Raw genomic sequence first — 20,336 nt, forward strand, 5'->3', positions numbered from 1 at the left:
GTGAAGGTCAGGTCTGCTTCTGCGGGGCGTAGTCGGCCTCGTCCACACCGAAGGTCCACGCGACGCCCGCGCGCGCCGTCTGGGTGGTGGGCGGCACGCGCAGGTAGTAGGTGCGGTGCGTCCCGTCGGGCTCGGGCGTGGAGTTGACCACCTCGACCATGACGACGGGCTCGTCGCCGGGCAGTTCGATGGACCACAGCACGCCCGTCTCGTCCCGGTGCAGCGGCCGGGCGCCGGTCTCGGCCAGGTAGCGGTCGTATCCGAAGATCTCCAGCATCACCCGGCGCAGTTCGGCGTTCTCCTCGGTGGAGATGCGGGCGGCGGTGAGGCCGGTGAGCGACTCCACGAAATCGGACGGGATCGGCATGCCGCGCCAGGCGTGCAGGGCGAAACCGTCCGGGTAGGCCAGGGCCGGGCCGTCGCCGCGGTGCAGCCGTCCCGGCTCGTCGCGGTAGAGGTCCGAGGGGCGCTCGGACAGGATCACCAGCCCCTCGTACGGCCACCACCAGCCCGCGGAACGCGCGACCTCCGCCAGGCCCGCCAGCGGGCCGCCGAGCCGTCCGAGCGCCTCGAACAGCGCCAGCCACGGCCCGTCGTGCTGGCCGAGGACGGCGTCGAGCGTGGCGGCGCGCAGCAGGGTCCCGGCCTCGTTCTGGGCGGCCGAGGCGTCCTCGCCGCCCCCGCCCGCCAGGTCGCCGATGGCCGCGCGGACGCGCGTCACCAGCGACTGGACCTGGTTCCAGAGCAGACCACCCGTCTCGCCCCAGACACGCGGCCACTGCTCCGGCCCCTGTTCGGAACAGGCGGCGGCACGTGCCGCTTCCCACGGACGCGTCCTGACCTCGCCCAGCACGCTCACCCCCGCGGAGACGTCCCCGAGGTCTTTGTGGGCGAGATCGACCAGCTCGTCCAGACCGGCCGCTCTCAGCGCGTCGCCGTGCCCGGCCAGGATGGCCGCCGCGGCCGCCCCGCGCGCGGGGGAGGGCACCCACACGAACCGCGCGGGCGCCTCCAGACCGGCGGACGCGTAGGCGGCGGCAACGCCCGCCTCCGCCCGGGCACGGTCTGCGGGCCCGGTGCCGAACGCCGCCGACTGCCAGTCACCGACCACGAAGTGCGCCGCACGGGGCGCTTCGGTGAGCACGGCCTCAGTCCGCCACGACCCGGACGGCGCCGGGCACGTACTCGCGCTGCCGGATCACCCGGTACCAGCCCTTGGGCAACGTGATCGCCGCGTGCTCCTCGTGCACGAGCCGCCCGCCGGACGGCAGGTGCAGGTGGTCGGGCGCGAGCGGGTCGGGCACCCGCAGCAGCGAACCGGGCGCCGTCAGCGCGTGCGCGTGCCCGGTCGCCTCGCCGAGCGCGAGGACCATGCGCCCCCGTCCGTCGCGGGGGGCGGCCGGCAGTTCCCGCACGGACTGCGGGACGGACTCCTCCGGCACGGGCAGGATCAGGATGTCTCCTTGTCGGTACATGCGGTGAACGTAACGCCCGCCACCGACAGTTCTCGGGGCCGCGTCCGGGCCGCGTCCGGGCCGGGTCCGTCCTCGTCCGGCCTCAGAAGCCGCGCGTGCGGCGGGCGGCCGGGCGGGCCCAGCGGCCGGAGGCGCTCAGTCCGACGCGCTGGAAGGCCCGGACGAGTTCGCCGCCGAGGTTGACCCCGGCGCCCAGGGCGAGCGCCACCGAGAGCGCTCCAATAAGGCTCAGCACGCCGTCCTCCGGAGCGCCCGTGTTCAACTCCACCATGCCCCGGTACAGCATGGTTCCGGGCAGGAGGGGGCCGATCGCCGGGACCACGTAGGGCATCACCGGCGCCTGGTGGCGCCTGGCGAGCCAGTTCGAGAGCACGCCCACGACGGTCGCCGCCACCGCCGACGCGAGCACCGGAGGGAGGTCCCACCCTCGGAGCAGCACGTAAAGGACCCAGATCAGCCCTCCGCCCAGGGCCGACGCGGTCAGGACGTCCCGGGGCGCCGCCAGCGACACCGCGAACGTCACCGACACGGCCGCCGCCGCTAGTAGCTGGACGGGCTTCAGCGTCGCCGGAGCGCTCGGCAGATGGCTGACGTCGATCGGCACGTTCAGCTGGATCGCGATGTAGACGATCCCGCCCAGCCCCGCCACGATCGCCGCGATCATGAAGAAGACCTCCAGCATCCGCGCTCCGGCGCTCACCAGGTCACCGGTGATGCCGTCCTGGATGCTCGCGACCAGCGGACGTCCCGGCAGCAGCGCCAGGATCGCGCCCGTGACGATCGTGGCCGCGTGCGCGGGGTTGCCCATCGCCACCACCAGCGCCGCCCCCGTCGCGCCGATCGCCGCCGCCACCGTCAGCTGGAAGAACTCCGCCACACCCCGGCGCGCCAGGGCCGCCGCCGCGCGGTCGCCGAGCAGGGTGGCGACGAACGCGGTCCCCGCCACGAGCGGACCGCCGCCCGACAGCACGCTCGCCGACGCCGCGATGAACCCCAGCGACATGACGACGAGCCAGGCCGGATACGGAGGACGGCCCCGCTTCATCTCCGCGAGCCGCCTGTGCGCCTCCTCCAGCTCGACCATCCCGATGGACGCCTCCTGCACGAGGTTGTGCAGCGCAGTGAGCCGCCAGTACGCGGGCGTGCGGCGCCGGATGGCCCGCGACCCCGTCACCGGCGCCGCGCCCTTCCCCGGATGCGCGCTCACCAGAAGGCTCGTGAGCGTGACCTGGACCTCGCAGCGCGGCAGTTCGTAGGCCACCGCCAGCCCGAGCATCGCCTCGTTCACCCGCTCGGTCGTCTCGCCGCTGGCCAGAAGGAGTTCGCCCACCCGCAGGACGAGGTCGATCGCCCGCGGGTCGACCGTCTCGCCCGGCTCGTCCTCGGGGGGCTCGGGCGAATGGCCGTCCATGAGCGTGTGCCAAGTTCGTCGCAAGCGTTCCGCCGCGCCCATCCGCCGCCCCGCGTCCCTTCACCCGTAGGACTTGATCTTCCTGGGCAGGTTACCCAGGTCGTCGCCGCCCACAATCATTGGGGTTATCCACAGAACGGGATTCTGGTGCGGGTGGTCGGCGGGCGCTGATACCAAGGACGCATGAGCGATTTCGAGGGGCTACGAGGTGAGGCCGAGCGGTGTCTGCGCGCCCTGGCGGGCGATGGCGCGCGGCTCCGCGACGACCAGTGGACCGCGATCCAGGCCCTCGTCGTCGAGCGGCGGCGCGCGCTGGTCGTCCAGCGCACCGGCTGGGGCAAGTCCGCCGTCTACTTCGTCGCGACCCGGCTGCTGCGCGAGCGCGGCGCGGGCCCCACCGTGATCGTCTCGCCGCTGCTGGCGCTCATGCGCAACCAGATCGACGCCGCCGACCGCGCCGGCATCCACGCCCGCACGATCAACTCGGCCAACACCGATGACTGGGAGGCGGTCTTCGCCGAGGTCGAGGCGGGCGTCGTCGACGTCCTGCTGGTCAGCCCCGAACGGCTCAACAACCCCGACTTCCGCGACCTCGTGCTGCCCAAGCTCGCCGCCGGCGCGGGCCTGGTCGTCGTCGACGAGGCGCACTGCATCTCCGACTGGGGCCATGACTTCCGGCCCGACTACCGGCGGCTGCGCACGCTGCTCGCCGACCTGCCCCCCGGCATCCCCGTCCTCGCCACCACCGCCACCGCCAACGCGCGCGTCACGAAGGACGTCGCCGAACAGCTCGCCGGCGACGACGCCCTCGTCCTGCGCGGCCCGCTCGAACGCGAGTCCCTGCGCCTGGCCGTGGTGAAGCTCCCCAGCGCCGAGCAGCGCATCGCCTGGCTCGGCGAGCACCTGGCCGACCTGCCCGGCTCGGGCATCATCTACACGCTCACCGTCGCCGCCGCCCACGAGATCACCGGCTACCTGCGCGACCGCGGCCACGAGGTCGCCGCCTACTCCGGCCAGACCGAGCAGGCCGAGCGCCTCCAGGCCGAGCAGGACCTCCAGGGCAACAGGCTGAAGGCCCTCGTCGCCACCAGCGCCCTCGGCATGGGCTTCGACAAGCCCGACCTCGGCTTCATCGTCCACGTCGGCGCCCCGCAGTCCCCGGTCGCCTACTACCAGCAGATCGGCCGCGCCGGCCGCGGCGTCGACCGCGCCGAGGTCATCCTCCTGCCCGGCCCCGAGGACCGCGACATCTGGGCCTACTTCGCCAGCCTGGCCTTCCCGCCGGAGCACATCGTCCGCGCCACGCTCGACGTCCTGGAGAACGCCGGCCGCCCCCTGTCCACCGGCGCCCTGGAACCGCAGGTCGACCTCAACCGCGCCCGCCTGGAGATGATGCTCAAGGTCCTCGACGTCGACGGCGCCGCCCGCCGCGTCAAGGGCGGCTGGACCGCCACCGGCCGCCCCTGGTCCTACGACCGCGAACGCTACGAGCGCGTCACCGCCGAACGCCGCCGCGAGCAGCAGGCGATGCTCGACTACATCGCCGCCACCACCTGCCGGGAGAAGTTCCTCCGCGACCAGCTGGACGACCCGTCCGCCGCCCCCTGCGGCCGCTGCGACAACTGCACCGGCGACCACCGGTCCGCCGACGTCACCCCCCAGGGCGCCGCCCAGGCCCGCGACCGCCTGCACCGCCCCGGCGTCGACCTGGCCCCGCGCCGCATGTGGCCCACGGGCGTCAAGGACGACCTCGGCGTCTCCGGCCGCATCAAACCCGAGCACCTCGCCGAGACGGGCCGCGCCCTCGGCCGCCTCACCGATATCGGCTGGGGCAACCGCCTCCGCGACCTGTTCGCCTCCGCCGACACCGACGTCCCCACCGACATGGTCGACGCGGTCGTCAAGGTCCTCGCCGCCTGGGACTGGCCCGCCCGTCCCGCCGGCGTCGTCACGATCGGCTCCCACTCCCGCCCGCGCCTGGTCACCAGCCTGGGCCACCGCATAGCCGAGATCGGCCGCCTGCCCTACCTGGGCGAGCTGACCCCCACCGGCGCCCCCGTCCCCCGCCGCCACAACAGCGCCCAGCGCCTCCGCTCGGTTTGGCACTCCTTGACCGTCCCCCCCGACCTGGCCACCGCCCTCTCCACCGCCCCCGGCCCCGTCCTCCTGGTGGACGACCGCATAGAAACCGGCTGGACCATGACCGTCGCCGCCCGCCTCCTCAAAGACTCCGGAGCCCCCGCAGTACTCCCCCTAACCCTCGCCACCCCCAACTAGCAAGCCACCACCCCCACCCAAACCACCGGCCCCACCCAAACCACCGGCCCCACCCAAACCACCGGCCCCACCCACAGCCACCCACTCGACACCCACAACCACCCGCCCTACACCCAACTCACCTACCTCCCCACCAAGCCCTCCCCCCGACGCTCGCGACCCGACCAAGGAGGGCGCCAACTGCCACACGCAAGCCGTCCAGACTGCGGAAACCGTCCAGACTGTGGCCCCGGACCGCTGTCTCTCCCCAGCGAAGCCGGAACCCCGCCGTCCTCCCCTGGCGGCGTCGGCCTAGCGAGGTGCCGTCCCACCGACGGAGAATCAGCTGGCCTCTGCCCAGGGCCGCTGACCTCCCAAAGGAGGCCAAACTTCTCGCCACACCGCCTCTGGTTCCAACGGCGCCAAACGGGTGAGCCGAGCTAGCGGAGGGGCCACTGCGCGTACGGAGACTGCCCGGCCTACAGCAATCCGCCGACCGACCCCCGGGGAGCCGGAGCGCCCGCCGTGCTCTCGCTGACCGTGGGAACGCTGGCCTAGGAGGGTGCCAACTGGCAAATGGGGGTCGCCCGGACTATAGCTATGGGCCGCTTGGCCCCAGGGATGCTGGAGCCCTCGCCGCGCTCCCTTCGTTCCAGCGGTACCGAGCAGGAAGCGCCGAAGAGGTAGCGCCGAGCAGGGGGTGCCGAGCAGTGGGGTGCCGAACAGGGGAGGGTGCCGATGCGCGTATGAAGGCTGCCCAGCCTCCGGCCCTCCGCCGACCGAACCCCGGGGAGCCGGAGCGCCCCGCCGTGCTCCCGCTGGCTCCGGTGACGCTGACCTAGGAGGGTGCCGACGGGCGTATGGGGTTGCCCGGACAGGCCATGGGCCGCTTTACGCTCAGGGAGGCTGGCCCCCTCGCCATGCTCCCTTGTTCCGACGCTGCCGAACGGGGAGTGCCAAACACAGGGGTGCCGAACAGGGGAGGGTGCCGATGCGCGTATGGAGGCTGTCCAGCCTCCGGCCATCCGCCGACCGACTCTCAGTGAAGCGGAGCTCCTGCCGTGCTTCTGCTGGCTCTGGTGACGCTGACCTAGGAGGGTGCCGGCTGGCGGATGGGGTTTGCCCGGACGATGGTCGTGGGCCGCTTCCCTTCCGGGAGGCCGGAGCCGTCGCCGCGCTCGCGATGGCTCTGGCGACGTTGAACCAAAGGGACCGACAAGCGCGTCACGGAGGAAAGATCATGGGCGCCGTGCTCTGGCGGCGGTGAACCGAAGGGCCCGACATTTGTGGAGGCTGCCTGGGCTATGACCGTGGCCGCCGCCTTTTCGGCAAGGCCGAGCTTCCGGCGTCCTGCCCTGACTTTCGCGATCCCGTCCTAAGGAAGGGGTGACCAGTTCCGCAGCTCCGTGCAGAGTTGGTGCTGGGGCGGCGGCCGAAGACGGTCAGCGGCGTGGCCTGGGGGTGGGGTATGCGCTGGCGGCGACCAGGAGGACGGGTTCGCGGCTTTGCGGCTTGACCTCAACTTAGCTCTAGGTTCTACGGTGGTTGAATACGCAACCACCTAACGGGAGCAGATATGCCGACTCAGGAGACCGCCGACGCCGAGCTGGCCGCACAGCCCGCCGCCTACTGGACCGGACTGGCCTACGAGGCCCTCGTCGCGTTCACTCGAGCCCGGCAGGCCGAGCAGGGCTACACCCATCCGCAGTTCTGGCTGCTGCGCAATCTGTCCAAGAACGACATCTCGCCTGACGGCCACGGCATGACCATTCCTGAGTTGCAGGACGCGATGCGCTCCTACATCAGGCCGGAGGACGATCTGAAGGCCGAGGCGGAGGTCCTGCTGGAACGCGGCTGGCTCACCCGCGACGCCGAGGGGCGGCTGTGGATCACCGAGGCGGGGGAGCGGGCGCGGGTCGATCTCGGACGGCACGCCCCGGCGATCCGGGCCCGCATCCACGAGGGCATCGACGACGCCGACTACGTCACCGCGTTGCAGGTGCTCCAGCGGATGATCCGCAACACCGGCGGCACTCCCGCCTGAGGCGGTGACCACGGGCGTTCTCATAGCCGATCACGAGGCCGTGAGGGGGACCCCTCCGTGGTTACCTGCGTGCGCCGTTCCCTGTGGGTGGTCGGTCCGGGGCGGAGCGTTCTGCGACTTGTGGTGGCGGGGGGCGGCGGGCGCCAGTCCAGGTGGGGCCTGGGCTGGTGCCCGGTGCCGCCCCGCCCGCGCGCCCCTGTCGGCGCGGGTGGGCGATGGGCCGGTCCGTGCGCGCGGCCCCGCGCACGGACCGACGATCGGCCCGGGGCGCCGCGGCGGAGAAGAGCCGCGGCGAACCGGGAGTTCCTAGGTGGCCGCCTTCCCGGAGTACACGAGCTTGTCGGCCGGTTCCACGACCACCTCGGACGGCACGGACGCGACGATCTTCGCGGGGACGTCCTTGGGCTGGACGGGGCGCTCGGGGGCGGACGGGCTCACGGGTGCACTTCCTCGGTCGGGGGCGAGACCAAAGTGTTCTAGAGGTTAGGAAACGCTGTCCAGCTGTTTCAAAGAACATCTTGAGATAAGTTGGGCGGGAAATGTCATCATTTCCCGCCGGGATGCACGCTCGGCCATTTCGGGAGCAGGTAGTAATGTCACCCCTCGTGGCCCCGTCCCTCGACGAGCTTCTCGACTGCCCGTCCGGCCTGCTCGACACCACGTTCGACCAGCTCCGGACGCTGCTCGTGGTGCACTCAACGGGGTCGGCGCTGCGTGCCGCGCGGGTCCTCGGACGGGAGCAGTCGAGCGTGCAGAAGCAGCTCGACACGCTGAACCGCAACAGTCAGGCATTGTGCGGGGAGGTGCTGACCGTCCGGCAGGGGCGCGGGAAGGACTTCCTGTTCACGCCCACCGGCGAGACGACGGTCGAGCTGGCGAGGCAGACGATCGGGAGCTGGCTGGAGTCCATCCACTGGAGCCGTCGGCGGCTCGGCCGCATGCTGACGGTCGGTACGACCGAGTTCACGCTGCCGATCGTGTCGCGGGCGTGGGACCGGGTGTCGGAGGAGTTCCGGCAGCGCGAGGTGGAGTTCAAGGTCGCGCACGTCCGCACCAAGGACCTGTGGTCGCGCCTGGAGACCAAGCAGGTCGATCTGATCTGCGGCAGCATCGTCAGCACGCCGGAGGGCGACCGCCGCCTCGACGAGTACGAGGTCATCGAGTACGCGCGGGGGCAGGCGCTGCTGCTGACGAACCTGTCCGAGAACGAGCTGCCGGACGGACCGGTGCGCACGAGCGGCCTCGCCGGCGTCCCGCTGGTGGTGCCGCCCGCCGGGCTCGTCGCCGACCTGCTGGCCACCTGGTACGGTCCGAACTTCCGGGACCGGCTGAGCGTGGTCGCCGACATCGACGACGTCCACTACGGGTTGTCGCTCCTGAAGTCGGGCTTCGTCCGCGGCTGCATGATCGTGACCGGGTCGATCGGGCGCGGCATGGCGGGGCAGGACGATCCCGACGCGGTCCCGCTGCGCGCGATCAAGCTGCGCGACGACATGGAGCCCAGGGCCGAGCTGATGACCGGCGCGTTCGTCCGCCGCGCCGACCTCGAACGCTACGACGCCGGCCACCCGCTCAACCGCCTGTGGGACGCGGTCCGCGAGGACGTCCGCACCTATACCCCCTCCGCCTGACCCCCCAGGCCACCCCCGCTGCCTGACCCACTAGGCCAGCCTCCTTGCCTGACCTTCGGCTCGCGTCCGCCGCCCCCCGCGTCCGCCGCCCCCCGCGTCCGCCGCCCCCCGCGTCCGCCGCCCCCCGCGTCCGCAGCTCTCGAACCCGTAGCTCTCGCGTCCGCGGCTTTCGCGTCCGTGGCTCTCGCGTCCGTGGCTCTCGCGTCCGTGGCTCTCGCGTCCGCGGCTCTCGCATCCGCAGGTCTCGCGCCCGTCGGCTACGGCCCCGGTGTCCGTCGGTTATAGGCCCGCGTCCGCCATCCTTCCGCGTCCGTCGGTTGGAGGTCTGTGACTGTCGTCCGGCCGCGTTCGTCGGTCACGGCCTTCTGCGTCCGCCGGTCACACCCTCCCGGCGTTCGCCGTTCTGCGTCCGGGGGTCACGGGCCCCGCGTCCATCGTCTGTCTGCGTCCGTCGGTTACAGGTTCGTGTCCGGCGTCCGGCCGCGTCCGTCGGTCACGGCCTCCTGCGTCCGCCAGTCACGGCCTTCCTGTGTTCGCCGTTCTGCGTTCGGCGGTCACGGGCCCCGCGTCCGTCGTCCGGCTGCGTCCGCCGGGCGTGGCGCGCGCGTCCGACGTCCGCGCGTTGTCGGTGTGGCTTGTCGGGCGTGTACGCCTGTGGTGCGTCGTCCACGGTCCGTGTGTGCCTGCGGTTCGCTGCCCGTTGCCCGTTCGGCTGGCCGCCCGTGTGGGCGGCAGTGGTTGGGGACGGGGGTGGGTCAGGTTTTGATCTGGTTGTCCACCACGTCCAGGGACGGGCGGGCGCCCAGGTGTTGCAGGGCCTGGGCGGCCAGGCGGCAGCCTGCGGTGAGGGCGTCGGCGGGCTGCTTGCCGTCCAGCCAGGGCGGGAGGAAGCCGGCCACGAACGCGTCACCCGCGCCGGTGCCGTCGATGATCTTCTCGACGGGTTCGGCGGCGACCGTGACGGGTTCGGGGCGGCCGTTGGTGTACCAGAGGGCGCCGTCGGCGCCGACGTTGACGACGACCTGCGGATACCAGGCGGTGAGGACCTTGGCGGCCTGGTCGGGGTTGTCGCGGCCGGTGAGGATCTCGGCCTCGGTGTGGTTGACGACCAGGAGGCGGGCGCCCTGCGTCCACTCCAGGAAGGGCTCGGCGCCCATGCGCTTGAGCGGGGAGGACGAGCCGCCGTCCACGGAGATGGACATCTGCGCCTGGCGGGCGAGGTCCAGGGTGTGGCGGGCGGCCTTGCGGGAGCCCTCGTTGATCAGCGAGTAGCCGGACAGGTGCAGGTGGGTGCCCTGGACGAACAGGTCCTTGCAGCGCTCGATGTCCTCGGGGAGGAGGGCGCCGTTGGCTCCCGGGTCCGACAGCATGGTGCGGTCGCCCTTGTGGGTGACCATGACCACGCAGGTGCCGGTGGGGCGCTCCTGGTCCATGACGAGGCGGGCGTCGACCCCGTACCCCATCAGCTCCATGTCGCGGTTGCGGCCCGCGATGTCGGCGCCGCGGCGGCCGACGAAGGCCACCTCGACCCCTTCGAGGGCGAGCCACGAGGCCACGTTGGCGCCGGAGCCGCCCCCGTGGATCGTCACGGCGGCGGGCGTGTCGCTGCCCTTGGCCAGGGGGAACGCGGCACGGGCCACGGTGTCTGTCATAAGATCGCCGACCACGACCACGCGCGTCATGGAGTCATCACCTCGATCAACACGGCCCGCGCGAGCGGCATCCTGGGCGTGTGCTCGACCGTAACAGCTCTTGCCCCCCGAAGAGGTCTCGAACGCGCAGCGAAAGCAAGGAAGCCCTCCTTTTTCCCGGCAAGCTCACCAGGGGCGGCGTGCCTTACGCTCTGGTACGTGACCGAGCGTTACCCGGATCAATGGGAGGCCGACGTCGTCCTCAGCGACGGCGGAACGGCCCATCTGCGGCCCATCCGGAGCGAGGACGCCGAGATTCTGCGGGTGTTCTACGCGCGGCTGTCGCCGGAGTCGATCTACTACCGGTTCTTCTCGCCCCGGCCGAGCCTCACCGACCGTGAGGTCGAGCACTTCACGTCGGTCGACCACGACCGGCGCGTCGCGCTGATCGCCACGATCGGGGAGGAGATGGTGGCGGTCGTCCGGTACGACAGCTTCGAGGACCGTCCGGAGACGGCGGAGGTCGCGTTCCTGGTGGAGGACGCGCACCAGGGACGGGGGCTCGGCGCGGTGCTGCTGGAGCACATCGCGGCGGCGGCGCGGGAGCGGGGCGTGCGGCGGTTCGTGGCGAACGTGCTGCCCGACAACCGGCGGATGACGCGGGTGTTCCGGGAGGCGGGCTACGAGGTCGGGCAGCGGTTCGAGGAGGGCGTGATCGAGCTCGTCCTGGACCTGGCGCCCACCGAGACGTCGCTGGAGGTCATGACGGCGCGCGAGCACCGGGCGGAGTCGCGGTCGATCCAGCGGCTGCTGTTCCCGCGGTCGGTGGCGGTGATCGGGGCGAGCCGGGCCGAGCACAGCGTGGGGCACACGGTCCTGCGGAACCTGCTCGGCGGGAACTTCACCGGTCCGGTGTATCCGGTGCATCCGACCGCGATGGCCGTGGCGGGTGTGCGCGCGTACGCGTCGGTCCTCCAGATCCCGGACGATGTGGACCTCGCCGTGGTGGCCGTCCGCGCGGATGCCGTCCACGGGGTGGTGGACGAATGCGCGGGCAAGGGCGTGCGTGGGCTGGTGGTGGTGTCGTCCGGCTTCGGGGAGACGGGGCCGGAGGGGCGGGCGAGCCAGGAGGAGCTGGTCCGGCTCGCGCGCGCCTACGGGATGCGGGTCGTGGGGCCCAACTGCCTCGGCATCGCCAACACCGACCCGGACGTGCGGCTGAACGCGACTTTGGCGCCGACCCTGCCGGGACGCGGCCCGGTGGGGTTCTTCTCGCAGTCCGGCGCGCTCGGCATCGCCATCCTCCAGCGGACGGCGGCGCGCGGCCTCGGGCTGTCCACGTTCGTCTCCGCCGGGAACCGGGCCGACGTGTCCGGCAACGACCTGATGCAGTACTGGGAGGAGGACCCGGCGACCAAGGCCGTCCTGCTGTATCTGGAGTCGCTGGGGAACCCGCGCAAGTTCGCCCGGCTCGCGCGCAGGCTCGGCCGCCGTAAGCCGATCGTGGCGGTGAAGAGCGGACGCGGGACGCAGGGTGTTCCGATCGGGCACTCGGCGCGGGCGCTGACCCTGCCCGACCACGCGGTCAGCGCACTGTTCGCGCAGGCCGGCGTCATCCGCGTCGAGGACCTGTCGGAGCTGTTCGACGTCGCGCAGTTGCTTGCCTACCAGCCGCTCCCGGCCGGGGACCGTATCGCGATCATCGACAACTCCGACTCGCTGGGGCTGCTGGCGCAGGACGCGGCGACCGCGCTCGGCCTGGAGGTCAGGCCGCGCCTGGACCTCGGGCCCCGCGCGGGCGCCGAGGAGTACGAGGCCGCGCTCGCCGGGGCGCTCGCGGACGACGCGGTCGACGCGGTCGTCGCGCTGTTCACGCCCCCGACGATCGGCGGCTACGACCTGCGCGTCCCCGAGCGGATCGTGCGGCTGGCGGAGGGGTCGTCCAAGCCGATCGTGGCGACGTACCTGGGGTTCGAGGGGATGCCCGCCGATCTGCGCGTCCCGGGGCCGGACGGGTCCGCCGCCGAGGGGTCGGTCCCGTCCTACGCGGCGCCGGAGGACGCGGTGCGGGCGCTGGCGTACGTCGTCCGGTACGCGCAGTGGCGGCAGCGTCCGGTGGGGCGTCTCCCGGACCTGCCCGACGCCGACCGCGATCGCGCGCGAGGCCTGGTGGAGGAGTGGCTCGGACTCGGGGACGGGGGCCCGGTGCACGTCACGTCCGAGCAGGCCGCCGAACTCCTCGCCTGCTACGGCATCGAGGCCGGCGGCGAGGGCGGGGGAGTGCCGACCCGCATCGTCTCCATGGAGGACGCGTCGTTCGGCGCCGTCGTGTCGTTCGGCCTGGCCGACGAGACCGCCGCTCTCCTGGACGACCGCGCCTACCGGCTCGGGCCGCTCACCGACGCCGAGGCGGCCGACCTGGTCCGCGCGATCCGGACGGCCCCGCTCCTGCTCGGCCATCGCGGCGCCGAACCGGTCGACCTCGCGGCGCTGGAGGGGCTGCTCGTCCGGGTGTCGCGGCTCGGCTACGAGATCCCCGAGGTGGCGCGGCTGGAGCTGAACCCCGTCATGGCGGACGCGTCCGGCGCCGCCGTCGGCCGCGTCACCCTGCGACTGGAGCGCCCGCTCGGCCCGCGCCCCGAACTCGGCCCGCGCCGCCTGCCCTGACCCCTCCCCCCGGCGCCCTGCCCTGACCGTCAGCCCGGCGCCCGCCTTGATGCTCAGCCGGGCGGCGGGGTTGATCCTCAGTCGGGCGGCGGCGTTGATCGTCGGCCGGGCGCCCGCCCCGATCGTTGGCCGGGCGCCTGCCCTGACCCCTCAGCCGGGCACCGGCCCTGATCGTTGGCCGGGCGCCTGCCCTGACCCCTCAGCTGGGCGGCGGCGTTGATCGTCCGCCGGGTACCCGTCCTGATCGTCAGCCCGGCGCCTGCCTTAGTCTTCAGCCGGGCACCGGCCCTGATTGTCAGGCGGGCACCGGCCCTGATCGTTCGGCCGGGCGGCTGCGCTGAGACCTCAGCCGGGCGGTGGGGGTGGGCTGGGCTCCGGCGTTGGCGGGACGGGGTCGGGTTCCGGTGGGCTCGGCGGGCTCGGGTCCGGTGGAGGCCCCGGGGGTGTCGGCTCCGGCGGAGGGCCGGGCGGGACGGGGTCGGGTGCGGGTCCCGGCGGCACCGGGCCGGGAGGTTGCGGGGCCGGTCCGGGCGGCGGCTCGGGGGGCGGCACCAGCGGCTGAGGCGTGGGAGCCGGGTCGGGCGTGGGCGGCGGAACCGGGGGCGGGGACGGCAGCGGATCTTTGTCCATACCCCTCCCGTACCCCGCGTCCCGTCCCCTGACCACGTCCCAGGGGCATGTGCCGGTTCTGGCATGTGCGCGCCCGCCCCCGGACAGGGCAGGATGGGGGCCATGAGGGAAACCCGAGCGACCGATCACGGTTTGCGCACGGCGATCGAGCGCAGCGGTTACTATCCGGTACTGGTCGCGGACGCGGTGGAGTCGGCCGTCGGTGACGAGCGCGTCATCGCCTACGTGGTGCACCACGAGGCCACCTTCGACCCCGCGATGGAGGTGCGCCGGCACGTGACCGTGCTGGTGCTGTCGGCGAGCCGGCTGCTGGTGTGCCACACCGACGAGCACCCGCCCGGCGAGGGCATGGCCCAGCCGCACGCGTCCACCACCACCGAGGCCGTCAAGCTGGACCGCGTCCAGTCGGTCGCGGTGACCCGGGTCGTCCCGGACCCCGCGTCCTACGTGCCGGGGGTGCCGCCCACCGAGGTCGTGCTGACGATCGGCTGGGGCGCGATCGCCCACATCGACCTGGAGCCCGCGACCTGTGGCGACGAGAACTGCGAGGCCGACCACGGCTACACCGGCAGCGTCACCGCCGACGACCTGTCGCTGCGGGTGAGCGAGGCCGCCGACGGCGCCGAGGCGGTCGCGCAGGTGCTCGCCTTCGCCGAGGAGCTCTCGACCGCGACGGCGCGGTGAGCACCGCCGACCGCGAGGCGGACGCCCGCGACCGCGAGGCGAACCCCCGCGATCCCGTGGTCAGCGCCCGGGACCGCGAGGTGAGCGCCCGCGATCCCGGGGTGAGCGCGTTGTCCCCGCGTCCGGCCGCCGCCCCGGGTTCGGTGGCGCGGCCGGAGGCGCCTCGGTATGGGGCGGGGGCGCTCGCCGATCTTCCGCCGTCGGTGCTGTCCGCGCTGGGCGTGCCGGGCGGGGTGAACGTGCTCGGCCTGCCGTCGGTGCCGCGCGTGTGCGTCCTGATCGTGGACGGGCTCGGCTGGGAGCTGCTGCGCGCCCACCCGGCCGACGCGCCGTTCCTGAACGCGATGGACGGCGGCGCGATCACGGCCGGGTTCCCCGCGACGACGGTCACGAGCCTCGGTTCGCTCGCCACCGGCCTGCCGCCCGGCGGGCACGGCCTGCTCGGCGTGCAGGTGGCGGTGCCGGGCACCGGGCGGCTGCTCAACTGCCTGCGCTGGCGGGACGACTCGGTCGACCCGGCGACGTTCCAGCCCGCCCCGACCGTGTACGAGCGCGCGGCGGCGGACGGCGTCGAGGTCGCCTACGTCGGGCTCGGCTACTACCGGGGGTCCGGGCTGAGCCGCGCCACCACCCGGGGTGCGACCTACCTGCCCGCCGACAGCCTCGGCCAGCTCGTCGGGCGGGCCGAGTACGCGCTCGGCCTCGGCGACCGGTCGTTCGTCACCGTCTACCATCCCGACCTCGACTCGACCGGGCACCGGTTCGGCGTCGCGTCCGCCGACTGGCGCGTCCAGCTGCGGTTCGTCGACGACCTCGCGCGGCGGATCGCGGACGTCCTGCCCGCCGGGGCGGCGCTCTACGTGACCGCCGACCACGGCATGGTCGACCCGTCCGAGCGGGTGGACGCCGACACGGTCCCCGGGTTGCGCGAGGGCGTCGCGCTGCTCGGCGGCGACGCGCGCTGCCGGTACGTCTACAGCGAGCCGGGCGCGCACGACGACGTCCTGGCGGCGTGGACGGACGTCCTCGGCGACCGCGCCTGGGTCGTGTCCCGCGACGAGGCCGCCGCGAGCGGCTGGTTCGGCGAGCTCGCGCCCGGCATGGCGGAGCGGATCGGCGACGTGGTCGCGGTCGCGCGCGGCGAGCTGGCGATCACCGCGTCCGAGCGGGAGCCGTGGCTGGAGCGGATGGTCGGCATGCACGGCTCGCTCGTCCCGGCCGAGCTGCTGATCCCGCTGCTGAGTACGTCGCGCCCCTGACCGGCACGGTCAACGGCGGCGCGGTGCGCGGCGGCCTAGGCTACGAGTTGTGACGAACCAGAACTCGCCCCTCCCGAATCGGGGCAAGGCCGGTCAAACTGGCGAGGTGCATCCTCTCATCGAAGTGCCCGCGCTGGACCGGCTGCTCCGGCAGCAGACCCCCATGGTCCTGCTGGACGTGCGATGGCATCTGGGGGGCCCGCCCGGGATCGAGTCCTATCGCCGGGGCCACCTGCCCGGGGCGGTCTTCGTCGACCTCGGCCGGGACGTCGCGGGGCCGCCCGGCGAGGGCGGGCGGCATCCGCTGCCCGAGTCCGGCGACTTCGAGGCCGCCATGCGCCGCGCCGGGGTGTCGGCGGACAAGCTCGTCGTGGTCTACGACGACGCCGACTCCACCGCCGCCGCCCGGCTCTGGTGGGCGCTGCGCTATTTCGGCCATGACCGCGTCCGGGTTCTGGACGGCGGGTACAGGGCGTGGACGGAGGCGGGCCACCCGGTGACCACCGCCGAGCCGGAGGTCAAGCCGGGCGACTTCATCGCCGATCCCGGACGGCTGCCCGTCCTGGACGCCGACGGCGCCGCCGCGCTGGCCGGTGCGGGCGTCCTGCTCGACGCGCGGGCCGCCGAGCGCTTCCGCGGCGAGCGGGAACCCATCGACCCCGTCGCGGGCCACATCCCGGGGGCGCGGAACGCCCCCACGTCCGGGAACGTCGGCGTGGACGGCCGCTTCCTGCCGCCGAGCCTGCTGCGCGAGCGGTTCGCCAAGCTCGGCGCGACCGACGCGCTCGACGTCGGCGCCTACTGCGGCTCCGGTGTGACGGCCGCGCACGAGATCCTCGCCCTCAACCTCGCCGGAATCCCGGCCGCCCTCTACGTCGGCTCCTGGTCCCACTGGGTGACCGACCCGTCCCGTCCGGTCGCCACCGGCGACTGAGCAGCCCCGGACGCGGCGCGGCTTCGGCCGCGCCGCGCCCGGGGCCGACGACGTGCTGAGCGGGCGGTCAGCCCAGTCCCATGCAGAGGAAGCCCATCACACCTGGGGTTCGCGGGACGGACGCCAGCGCGCGCGCCGGTGACCCGCCCCCGGCCAAGGCGGTGTGGAAGGCGGCCATGAACTCCGGTGCCGCCTCGTCCCGGACGGGGGTGACGCTGGTGATGACCGTGGCCGTGCCCAGGGCGAGCAGGACCCCCGCCATGCCGAGGACGGCGTCGCCCTCGTCCGCGCGTCCGCCGTCGCAGGAGGAGAGCACCACCACGCGCGGTGCGGTGGTCAGCTCGTCCAGGTCGTGGACCATGAGCGGGCCGTCCGCCATGCGCAGGCGCGAGAACAGGGCGTTGCCAGGCTGAAATTCCCCGTGGGCGGCGATGTGGGCGAGCGCGGCGCCGTCCAGGGCGTCGCGGACGGCTTCCGCGCGCGCCCCCGGACCGTCCAGGACGACCGCCCGCGGATAGAGGCGCCGCAGCGCGGACAGCTCGCGCGCGGTGTGCTCCAGGCCGGGCCCTCCGGCCAGCACGGTATGCCCCGCCGCCCGTTCGACGGCCGCGGCCCGCAGCCACGCCCCCGCCGACGGGACGACCGTGAACGGGCGTCCGGCCAGCGGCGGCAGTGCCGCCCACGGCAGGCCGTGCAACCGTCCGGGCGGGGCGATGACCAGTTCGCGGTCCCCGATGTCCAGCTGGAGCGGGCCCAGCAGCTGGCGGCCGAGGCGTTCGCGGGAGCGGGCGAGCGTCTGCGCGGCGGACGCGTCGTCCTCCGCCGCCGCGAGGTGGCGGAGCGCGAGCCGCGCCAGCGTGAGGTGGTGGACGGCGGCCGCGCACGTCCCGAGGCGGCGCCGCCGGACGCGCCCGTCGGCGATCGTCACGGCGTGCAGGTCGCCGCCGACCGCGACCAGCTCGACCAGCGCCCGCCCGGCCAGCGCCGCGACGACGTCGTCGAGCTCCGGGGAGCGCCGCGCGAGGCCGTCGGGGGCGCGGCGCCGGGTGTGCGCCATCACCCGCGACTCCAGGACGGCCAGCTCGTTCGACAGCGCGGAGCCGAGGCCCCCGCGCGCCGTGTCGGCGGTGTGCTCGACGCTGAGCGCGCGCAGGGCGGCCAGCGCGGCGGCCCGCTCGGGGTCCCGGGGCGGGCGCACCCGCGCCGGGCGGGCCACCGCGCGGCGCCGCTCCTCCACCGCGAACAGCTCCTGCGCGGAGCGGGCCAGCCCGAGCCCGAGGGCGGCCAGCTCCGTGGTGAACCCCGCCGCCCGCGCGCGCAGGTCGAGCGCGCCGAGCGCCTCCGCGTGGTCCTCGGCGATCTCCAGCCCGATCCGGACGGCGTCCATCGCGCCCTTGTGGTCCTCCATCGCGCGGCGTTCGAGCGCGATCGCGTGCCAGGCCGAGATCCGCACGGACGCCGGGCCGCGCATGCTCCCGATCGTCGACAGCAGGTGCCCCGCCGGGCGGCCCTGCGCCAGCGCCACGCGCGCCGCGACGACGCGGGCGTCGGCCGCCGCGACGACCCAGCCGCCGTCCTGGAGCCGATCCGCCGTGGCCACGGCCGTCCGGTACAGCAGCGGCGACCGCTCCCCGCACGTCCAGCGGGCCCGCAGCAGCAGGTGCTCGGCCAGCAGCATCCAGCCGATGCGCTCCTGCTCGGCGAACTTGATCCGGGCGCGCTCGGCCGTCCCGACCGCCCGCACCGCCTGGCCGCCCGCCAGTTCGGCGTGGGCGAGCAGCAGCAGGCCGTCCGCGACGTCGCACCGGTACCCGTTCGCCGTGACCGCCGCGAGGGCGTCCTTGAGGAGCGGGCGCGCCTCGTCTGCCAGGCCAGCCATGATCAGGGCCTCCGCCTGGTCGAACCGGCACTGCGCCAGGCGCTCGCCGACCAGGCCGGGCTCGGCCTCCGCGAAGAGCCGCAGCGCGCGCGAGAGGTCCCCGCGCCGCGACATCGCGAAGCCCAGGTTGGCCTTGGCCGTCGCCGTCTGGTGCGCGAGCCCGGCCGCCTCGCCCACCGCGATCGCCTCCGCCAGGACCGCCTCCGCGCCGTCGAGGTCCCCGCCGAGCGCCTGCGCCAGGCCCAGGTTGGCCAGCAGGCCGTTGAGCGTCGCGGGATCGTCCCCGCGCCGGAGCTTGCGCAGGGCCCGCGCCGCCACGTCCTGCGCCTCGGCGAGCCGTCCGGCGCGGGCGAGCGCGCACGCCGTGTTCGCGGCGAGCCGGTCGGCGTCCGCTCCGCGCAGGACGGGCGCCGCCGCTCCCGCGCACGCCAGCGCCGCGCCCGGCTCGCCCCGCGCGGCGAGCAGCCCGACCAGGTTCATCCTCACCTGCGCCGCCGCGTACGGATCGGCCCAGCCCTCCGAAGGCTCGGGCGGCACGGCCACGCCGAACGGCAGGTCCAGCGGGTCGGGGACGGACGCCCCCCTGCGGCCCTCCGCCAGGTCCAGGGCGCTGCGGAGATAGCGCAGGCCGTCGTCCAGCAGACCCTGCTCCTTGGACGCCAGCCCCGCCACGCGCAGCGCGAGGATCTCCTCGGACGGCACGGACGCGCTCTCCAGAAGCGACAACGCGCGGGTGCGGGCCGCCACCGGGGACATGGCCACCAGCCGCAGCAGCGCGCGCTCTCCCTGCCCCTTCACAACAGGGGGTTTCACCACGGGCCCCATCACAACCGGATCCAACTCGTGACGACGGACGTCCCGTCCGGGAACCGCAGGTCGAGGCTGACGACGCCGTCGGGGACGCGCGGCAGGCAGAACAGCCCGGACGCCTCCACGCGCGCCGTCACCTCGCCCGGCGCGAGGTCGGGGTGGCGGACGTACACGACGACGTCCGCGGACGGGATCAGCCGCCCGGTGATCTCGCGGTCCCACCCGGACCGCGCCACCTCGACCTCCACGGTCAGGCCGGGGCCGGTGAACGTCAGCGCGCGGACGCCGCCGCCGCGGACGGTGCCCGCGACCCGCCCGGCCAGGTCGCCGGTGAGCGCCGCCAGCACGGCCGACGGAGTCCGCCAGGCGAGCGCGGAGCGTCCCGCCGCGAGGACGGCCTCCGGGAGGGGGTCGAGCGTGTCGAACGCGGCCCGCACGCGCGCGAGCAGTTCGTCGTCGTTCACCGGACGAGCCCGCGCAGCGTCTCCAGGCAGCGCGCCCGGGTCGGCCCGACGCTGCCGACCGGTATCCGCAGCGCCGCCGCGAGATCGGCCTGGCCCGCGTTCTGCGCGACCATCCGCAGCAGCACCTGGCAGCGCCGCGGGAGCGTCGCGATGGCGGTGGCGACCTGCCCGAGGCGCTCCCGGGCCACCACCACCTGGTCGGGCGCCGACTCGGGCGCCGCCACGACCAGCGGCGGCAGGTCGCGGCCCGCCCGCGCCGCCAGCCGCGCGCTCTCGTGCCGCGCGGTCGTCGCGAGCCACGCGCCGACCGCCGCTGGGGCGCGCAGCCCGTCCATCCGCTCCACCAGCCGCAGCCACGTGGTCTGCACCACGTCGCCGGAGTCGGCGTCGCCGAGCCCGTGCCCGCGCGCGATCGCCCAGAGCATGCCGCTGTAGCGCTCGACCAGCCGGGCCCACGCGGCGCCGTCGCCGTCGCGGGCCCGGTTCATCAGTTCGTCCGTCCCGTCTTGCAGGGCCATCGAAGTCTCCTCCGGAGGCCCCCCGCTCCCTTCAATCTAGGGG

At 74.1% G+C, this 20,336-nt stretch carries 15 protein-coding genes; 7 read left to right on the forward strand and 8 right to left on the reverse strand.

Annotated features, from left to right (window positions below):
* Positions 1-7: 7 nt before the first annotated feature.
* From K2F47_RS20375 to K2F47_RS20385, 3 genes are all read right to left on the reverse strand, one after another.
* Positions 8-1,144, reverse strand: coding sequence for a DUF6745 domain-containing protein (locus tag K2F47_RS20375; RefSeq protein WP_242906174.1), 1,137 nt, complete (start codon positions 1,142-1,144; stop codon positions 8-10).
* Between the two features lie 4 nt (positions 1,145-1,148).
* On the reverse strand, positions 1,149-1,475 hold the full coding sequence (locus K2F47_RS20380; protein WP_242906178.1) for a DUF8820 family protein: 327 nt from the start codon (positions 1,473-1,475) through the stop codon (positions 1,149-1,151).
* 82 nt (positions 1,476-1,557) lie between these two features.
* Positions 1,558-2,886, reverse strand: a complete 1,329-nt coding sequence (locus K2F47_RS20385) for a threonine/serine exporter family protein (RefSeq protein ID WP_242906182.1) — start codon at positions 2,884-2,886, stop codon at positions 1,558-1,560.
* Between the two features lie 183 nt (positions 2,887-3,069).
* Here K2F47_RS20385 and K2F47_RS20390 point away from each other — a divergent pair, with 183 nt between their 5' ends.
* Entirely contained in the window at positions 3,070-5,163 is a 2,094-nt protein-coding gene (locus tag K2F47_RS20390; RefSeq protein WP_242906183.1) for a RecQ family ATP-dependent DNA helicase, read from the forward strand.
* Positions 5,164-6,718: 1,555 nt separating this feature from the next.
* Positions 6,719-7,186: a winged helix DNA-binding protein gene (locus K2F47_RS20395; protein ID WP_242906184.1), complete on the forward strand. Its 468-nt coding sequence runs from the start codon at positions 6,719-6,721 to the stop codon at positions 7,184-7,186.
* 306 nt (positions 7,187-7,492) lie between these two features.
* Here K2F47_RS20395 and K2F47_RS40780 read toward each other — a convergent pair whose 3' ends face one another.
* Positions 7,493-7,624 (reverse strand): hypothetical protein, encoded by a 132-nt coding sequence (locus tag K2F47_RS40780; protein WP_272497281.1) that lies wholly within the window; start codon positions 7,622-7,624, stop codon positions 7,493-7,495.
* 155 nt (positions 7,625-7,779) lie between these two features.
* Here K2F47_RS40780 and K2F47_RS20400 point away from each other — a divergent pair, with 155 nt between their 5' ends.
* Positions 7,780-8,817, forward strand: a complete 1,038-nt coding sequence (locus K2F47_RS20400) for a LysR family transcriptional regulator (protein WP_242906185.1) — start codon at positions 7,780-7,782, stop codon at positions 8,815-8,817.
* 755 nt (positions 8,818-9,572) lie between these two features.
* Here the strand turns inward: K2F47_RS20400 and K2F47_RS20405 are convergent.
* Positions 9,573-10,499, reverse strand: a complete 927-nt coding sequence (locus tag K2F47_RS20405; RefSeq protein ID WP_242906186.1) for a carbohydrate kinase family protein — start codon at positions 10,497-10,499, stop codon at positions 9,573-9,575.
* Positions 10,500-10,667: 168 nt separating this feature from the next.
* Between K2F47_RS20405 and K2F47_RS20410 the strand changes: the two genes are divergently transcribed.
* From K2F47_RS20410 to K2F47_RS20425, 4 genes are all read left to right on the forward strand, one after another.
* Entirely contained in the window at positions 10,668-13,115 is a 2,448-nt protein-coding gene (locus K2F47_RS20410) for a bifunctional acetate--CoA ligase family protein/GNAT family N-acetyltransferase (protein WP_242906187.1), read from the forward strand.
* A gap of 732 nt (positions 13,116-13,847) precedes the next feature.
* Positions 13,848-14,429 carry a DUF5998 family protein gene (locus tag K2F47_RS20415; RefSeq protein WP_214618690.1) on the forward strand — a complete coding sequence of 194 codons (582 nt, stop codon included), beginning with the start codon at positions 13,848-13,850 and terminating at the stop codon, positions 14,427-14,429.
* 143 nt (positions 14,430-14,572) lie between these two features.
* Positions 14,573-15,688: an alkaline phosphatase family protein gene (locus K2F47_RS20420; RefSeq protein ID WP_242907501.1), complete on the forward strand. Its 1,116-nt coding sequence runs from the start codon at positions 14,573-14,575 to the stop codon at positions 15,686-15,688.
* A gap of 106 nt (positions 15,689-15,794) precedes the next feature.
* Positions 15,795-16,622 carry a sulfurtransferase gene (locus K2F47_RS20425; protein WP_242906188.1) on the forward strand — a complete coding sequence of 276 codons (828 nt, stop codon included), beginning with the start codon at positions 15,795-15,797 and terminating at the stop codon, positions 16,620-16,622.
* Positions 16,623-16,689: 67 nt separating this feature from the next.
* On the opposite strand, the gene K2F47_RS20430 is transcribed toward K2F47_RS20425, so the two are convergent.
* The 3 genes from K2F47_RS20430 to K2F47_RS20440 are packed head-to-tail and all read right to left on the reverse strand — an operon-like array spanning position 16,690 to position 20,293.
* The gene (locus K2F47_RS20430; protein ID WP_242906191.1) at positions 16,690-19,299 is read right to left on the reverse strand and encodes a CHAT domain-containing protein; all 2,610 of its coding nucleotides are present in this window, start codon (positions 19,297-19,299) and stop codon (positions 16,690-16,692) included.
* Between the two features lie 26 nt (positions 19,300-19,325).
* On the reverse strand, positions 19,326-19,775 hold the full coding sequence (locus K2F47_RS20435; RefSeq protein WP_242906193.1) for a hypothetical protein: 450 nt from the start codon (positions 19,773-19,775) through the stop codon (positions 19,326-19,328).
* Entirely contained in the window at positions 19,772-20,293 is a 522-nt protein-coding gene (locus K2F47_RS20440; protein WP_242906194.1) for an RNA polymerase sigma factor, read from the reverse strand. The genes K2F47_RS20435 and K2F47_RS20440 overlap by 4 nt, the downstream gene beginning before the upstream one ends.
* Positions 20,294-20,336: the final 43 nt, after the last annotated feature.

The organism is Actinomadura terrae, from assembly GCF_022751215.1.
Lineage (GTDB): Bacteria > Actinomycetota > Actinomycetes > Streptosporangiales > Streptosporangiaceae > Spirillospora > Spirillospora terrae.